5 protein-coding genes are annotated in these 4,398 nt (G+C 62.7%); 4 read left to right on the top strand and 1 reads right to left on the bottom strand.

Annotated features, from left to right (window positions below; genetic code table 11):
* Positions 1 to 168 precede the first annotated feature (168 nt).
* The gene (gene trhA, locus ACW9I6_RS31090; protein ID WP_003216828.1) at positions 169 to 786 is read left to right on the top strand and encodes a PAQR family membrane homeostasis protein TrhA; all 618 of its coding nucleotides are present in this window, start codon (positions 169 to 171) and stop codon (positions 784 to 786) included.
* On the opposite strand, the gene ACW9I6_RS31085 is transcribed toward trhA, so the two are convergent.
* Entirely contained in the window at positions 781 to 1,683 is a 903-nt protein-coding gene (locus ACW9I6_RS31085) for a LysR family transcriptional regulator (protein ID WP_003216829.1), read from the bottom strand. The genes trhA and ACW9I6_RS31085 overlap by 6 nt on opposite strands.
* Positions 1,684 to 1,791: 108 nt before the next feature.
* Here ACW9I6_RS31085 and ACW9I6_RS31080 point away from each other — a divergent pair, with 108 nt between their 5' ends.
* From ACW9I6_RS31080 to ACW9I6_RS31070, 3 genes are read left to right on the top strand one after another with little or no spacing between them, the layout of a single operon-like run.
* Positions 1,792 to 3,033, top strand: a complete 1,242-nt coding sequence (locus ACW9I6_RS31080; protein WP_177022321.1) for a D-amino acid dehydrogenase — start codon at positions 1,792 to 1,794, stop codon at positions 3,031 to 3,033.
* A 10-nt stretch (positions 3,034 to 3,043) separates the two neighbouring features.
* Positions 3,044 to 3,397, top strand: a complete 354-nt coding sequence (locus ACW9I6_RS31075) for a RidA family protein (protein ID WP_177022320.1) — start codon at positions 3,044 to 3,046, stop codon at positions 3,395 to 3,397.
* A gap of 27 nt (positions 3,398 to 3,424) precedes the next feature.
* On the top strand, positions 3,425 to 4,327 hold the full coding sequence (locus tag ACW9I6_RS31070; protein WP_087693232.1) for a transporter substrate-binding domain-containing protein: 903 nt from the start codon (positions 3,425 to 3,427) through the stop codon (positions 4,325 to 4,327).
* Positions 4,328 to 4,398: the final 71 nt, after the last annotated feature.

The following is a 4,398-nucleotide window of genomic DNA, read 5'->3' as shown; positions in this document are numbered from 1 at the left end:
GATGTATGGCTGACCCACCGCTATCGCCGGCAAGCCAGCTCCCACAGGATGAAGCGAATCATCCATCGGCATGTGTATTTGGGCAAATGAAGAAAGGTTGTTACCTGATATTGGGTGGGTGACGTCAGAATGGTCGAGGTGATAACCGTTATTCGAGGTGAGTGACACATGTATCACGGGGAACGATTCAACGCCTGGAGCCACTTGCTCGGGGCGGTTGCGGCTTTTGTGGGTGCGGTATGGATGTTGGTGGTGGCCAGTATGGACGGCAACCCCTGGAAGATTGTCAGCGTGGCCATTTACGGTTTCACATTGCTGGTGTTGTACAGCGCGTCCACCGTTTACCACAGCGTGCGCGGGCGCAAGAAAGCGATCATGCAGAAGGTCGATCACTTTTCGATCTACCTGCTGATTGCCGGCAGCTACACGCCGTTTTGCCTGGTGACGCTGCGCGGGCCGTGGGGCTGGACGCTGTTCGGGATTGTGTGGGGGCTGGCGGTGATCGGCATCCTGCAGGAGATCAAGCCACGCTCCGAGGCGCGGATTTTGTCGATCGTGATCTATGCGGTGATGGGCTGGATTGTGCTGGTGGCGGTCAAGCCGCTGATTGCTGCGCTGGGGCCTACCGGGTTTGCCTGGCTGGCGTCGGGCGGGGTGCTGTACACCGTGGGCATTATTTTCTTTGCCCTGGAGGACCGCCTGCGGCACTCCCACGGGATCTGGCATTTGTTCGTGATTGGCGGCAGCCTGCTGCATTTCGTAGCGATCATGGGGTACGTGTTATAGCCGGTCCAATTGCTCCTGGGCCCGGCTGCCGAAGATCTCCAACAGGCTCGCCAGCATATGCGGCGGCGGTTCGTCGGCGCGGGTCAGGGCGTACAAGGTGATTGGCAGCGGCGGCGCAAGGGGGCGAATGCAAGTAGTGGCCGGTGATGCGCCGAGGGCGGTGAACGGATCAATCACCGCCAGCCCGGCGCCGGATTCGACCATGGCCCTGGCCAGGGAATAGGTCTGCACTGCGATGCTGACCCGTGGCGGTGGATCGACCGCTTCCAGGTAGCTGTCCAGCTTCGCCGACAACGGGTCGGCGCTGGACAGGCCAATCAACGGCGCGCCCGCCAGGGCCATCAGCGGCAACGGTTTGCCCAGCTCGTTTTCCTTCCAGTAACCCTGCGGCGCCAGCGCCACCAGCACGCCGTGGGCCAGGGCCTGGGCGGTCAGGCCCGGGTGATCGGGCGGTTGCAGGGTCAGCGCCACGTCGACCTCACGCATCAACAGGTTTTGCACCAGCTCGCGGCTGTGGGCGCTGGACAGCTCGCAGGCGATGTCCGGGTAGCGTTGGGTCCATTCGCGGATGGCCGGCGGCAGCAACGACAGGGCCAGCGCCGGTGTTGCGCCGATACGCAGGCTCTGGCCCGGCTCGCGGCGCAGGTTCTGTGCCAGGCGCCGCACGCCTTGCAGGCTTTCGGTCACCTTGTCGACTTCGCGTTCCAGCGCCAGCGCTTCCGGGGTTGGCTGCAGCTTGCCGCGTATACGCAGGAACAGCGGGAACCCCAACTGCAACTCGGCGTGCTGCAGCACCTTGCTCACCGCCGGCTGCGAGACATGCAGCAACTGGGCGGCGGCGCTGATGGAACCGGTCTGGCGGATGGCCTGGAAGATTTCGATATGACGCAAGCGCATGGGCAGTCCATAACCTTTGTTTATGGGTGACCCATCTTTATTCATTGTCCCGCCGCTGTCACCTGCCTCTAACCTTCAAGCCTGACATCGCACGGTTAAGGGACGCACATGGCTCAGCAGGTTTGCATCATCGGTGGCGGGGTTATCGGCCTGGCGAGTGCCTACGCGCTGGTGCGTGCCGGCATGCAGGTGACGGTGGTCGAAGCCCGGGAAACCCTGGGCAGCGAGACCAGCTTCGCCAACGGCGGGCAGTTGTCCTACCGCTATGTCGCACCGCTGGCCGACAAGGGTGTGCCGTTGCAAGCCATCGGCTGGATGCTGCGCGGTGACTCGCCGCTGAAGCTGCGCCCGCGCATGGACCCGGCGCAGTGGCGCTGGATGGCCTCGTTCCTGGGCGCCTGCCGTGGCTCGGTGAACCAGCGCAATGCGGCCCACCTGCTGCGCCTGGCGTCCTTGAGCCAGGGCACCCTGCAACGCTGGCGTGAAGAAGACCAACTGGGCGGTTTCCACTGGCGGCGCAACGGCAAGCTGGTGACCTTTCGCAGCCTCGACAGCTATGAACGCGCCTTGAATAAAGTGACCGACCCGCTGCAACAGCAAGTGCTCTCGGCGGCGGACTGCGCACGGCTGGAACCGACCCTGGACAGCGCCAGTTTTGCCGGCGGCATCTATACGCCCAATGAAGAGGTCGGCGACTGCCATGGGTTCTGCCAGCAACTGGCGGCGCGCCTTGAAGCGTCGGGGCGTTGCACGTTCCTGTTGGGGCGCAAGGTGACGGCGATTCGTCACAGCGCAGGCGCCGTGCAGGCTATCGAAATGGGCAGTGAAGTCTTGCCGGTGCAGCACCTGGTGCTGGCCGCCGGGCACCGCAGCCCCGAGCTGGCCTTGCCGGGTATGTCGCTGCCGCTGTATCCCCTCAAGGGTTACAGCCTGAGCGTGCCGATTGGCGCGCAGCATCAGGCGCCGAACATCAGCATCACCGATTACGACCGCAAGATCGTCTACGCGCGCATCGGTGAGCAACTGCGGGTGGCGGCGATGGTGGATATTGTCGGCTTCGACACCCGCCTGGAACCCAAGCGCCTGGCGCTGATTAAACGCCAGGCACTTGAGACGTTCCCGCTGGCCGGTGACTACCAGCACGCGGTCGAATGGGCCGGTATGCGCCCGGCCACGCCGACCGGCGTGCCGTTGATTGGTGCCAGCGCCTACAGCAACCTGTGGCTTAACCTCGGCCACGGCGCCCTCGGGTTTACCCTGGCTTGCGGCAGCGGCCAGGTACTGGCCGAGTTGATTGGCCGGCACACCACTTCCATTGATATGCAGGGCTTCGCGCCCCGTGCCGCTTGAGGATATTTCGATGACCATCACCCGAATCAACAGCAACAGCCGCTTGTCTGGCGCCGTGGTGTTTCAGGACCTGGTGTTTTTGTCCGGCCAGGTGCCGGGCGAAGGCCGCGATGTGAAGACCCAGACCGAAGAGGTGCTGGCCAGGATTGATGCGCTGCTGGCCGAGGCCGGCAGCGACAAGGATCATCTGCTGAATGCGACCATCTACCTGAACAATATCCAGGAGGGTTTTGCGCCGATGAATGAAGTCTGGTCCGCCTGGCTATCGCCGGGGCAGGCACCGACGCGTACCACGTTGCAGGCGCAGTTGGCACGACCGGACGTGCTGGTCGAGATCAGTGTCATTGCAGTGCGCCGTACCTGAACCTTTAACCACCAACGGAGAATAACAATGCAAAAAATCACGTTGATCGGCTGCACCCTGGGGCTGTTGTTGGGGGCTCAGGCCCATGCCACCGAGGCCCCCTTGGACGGCACGCTGAGCAAGATCGCCAACGCCAGGAGCATCACCCTCGGCTATCGCGATGCCTCGGTGCCGTTTTCCTATGTGGGGGATCACAGCGGCAAGCCCATGGGCTATTCGGTGGAGCTGGCGAACAAGATCGTCGAGCGTATCCAGCAGAAAACCGGTGTGCCGAAGCTCAACGTGAAGTACAACCTGGTGACTTCCCAGACCCGCATAGCCCTGGTGCAAAACGGCACCGTGGACCTGGAATGCGGTTCCACCGGCGTGACCGCCGAGCGGCAGAAGCAGGTAGCGTTTTCCTACGGGTTTATCTACGTGAAGGGCCAGTTGCTGACGGCCAACGACAGCGGCATCAAAAGCTTCGCCGACCTGCAAGGCAAGAACGTGGTAACCACCGCCGGTACCACCAACGAGCGGTTCCTCAAGAGCTACAACGTCGATCACAAACTGAACATGTCGGTGATCAGCGCCAAGGACCACGGCGAAGCCTTCCAGATGCTGCAATCCGGCCGGGCGGCGGCGTTCTACATGGATGACGCGTTGCTCTACGGCGAGCGCGCCAAGGCCAGGGACCCGCACAAGTGGGTGGTGGTTGGGGAAGAACAGTCGCGGGAAATCTACAGCTGCATGGTGCGCAAGGACGACCCGCAGTTTCTCGCGGTGGTCAACGAGACCCTGGCCGGGCTGTACAGCTCGGGGGAGATCAACGGCATTTACCAGCGCTGGTTTGAGCAGCCGATCCCGCCCAAGGGCTTGAACCTGGAATTCCCGATGACCAGTGAGTTGAAGGCGATTATTGCGACGCCTGTGAGTGACCCGGTGGAGTAGCGGAGTGCAAACCCGATCCAAATGTGGGAGCGGGCTTGCTCGCGAAAGCGGAGTGCCAGTCAATACATGTG

It is taken from the genome of Pseudomonas sp. SDO5522_S412 (assembly GCF_054071215.1).
The sequence above is the reverse complement of the archived record's forward strand: the minus strand, read 5'-3'. Positions and strand labels throughout refer to the sequence as shown.

Coding starts and splice junctions, on each gene's coding strand:
- trhA (WP_003216828.1), top strand. CDS start 169: ATGTATCACGGGGAACGATTCAACGCCTGGAGCCACTTGCTCGGGGCG.
- ACW9I6_RS31070 (WP_087693232.1), top strand. CDS start 3,425: ATGCAAAAAATCACGTTGATCGGCTGCACCCTGGGGCTGTTGTTGGGG.
- ACW9I6_RS31075 (WP_177022320.1), top strand. CDS start 3,044: ATGACCATCACCCGAATCAACAGCAACAGCCGCTTGTCTGGCGCCGTG.
- ACW9I6_RS31085 (WP_003216829.1), bottom strand. CDS start 1,683: ATGCGCTTGCGTCATATCGAAATCTTCCAGGCCATCCGCCAGACCGGT.
- ACW9I6_RS31080 (WP_177022321.1), top strand. CDS start 1,792: ATGGCTCAGCAGGTTTGCATCATCGGTGGCGGGGTTATCGGCCTGGCG.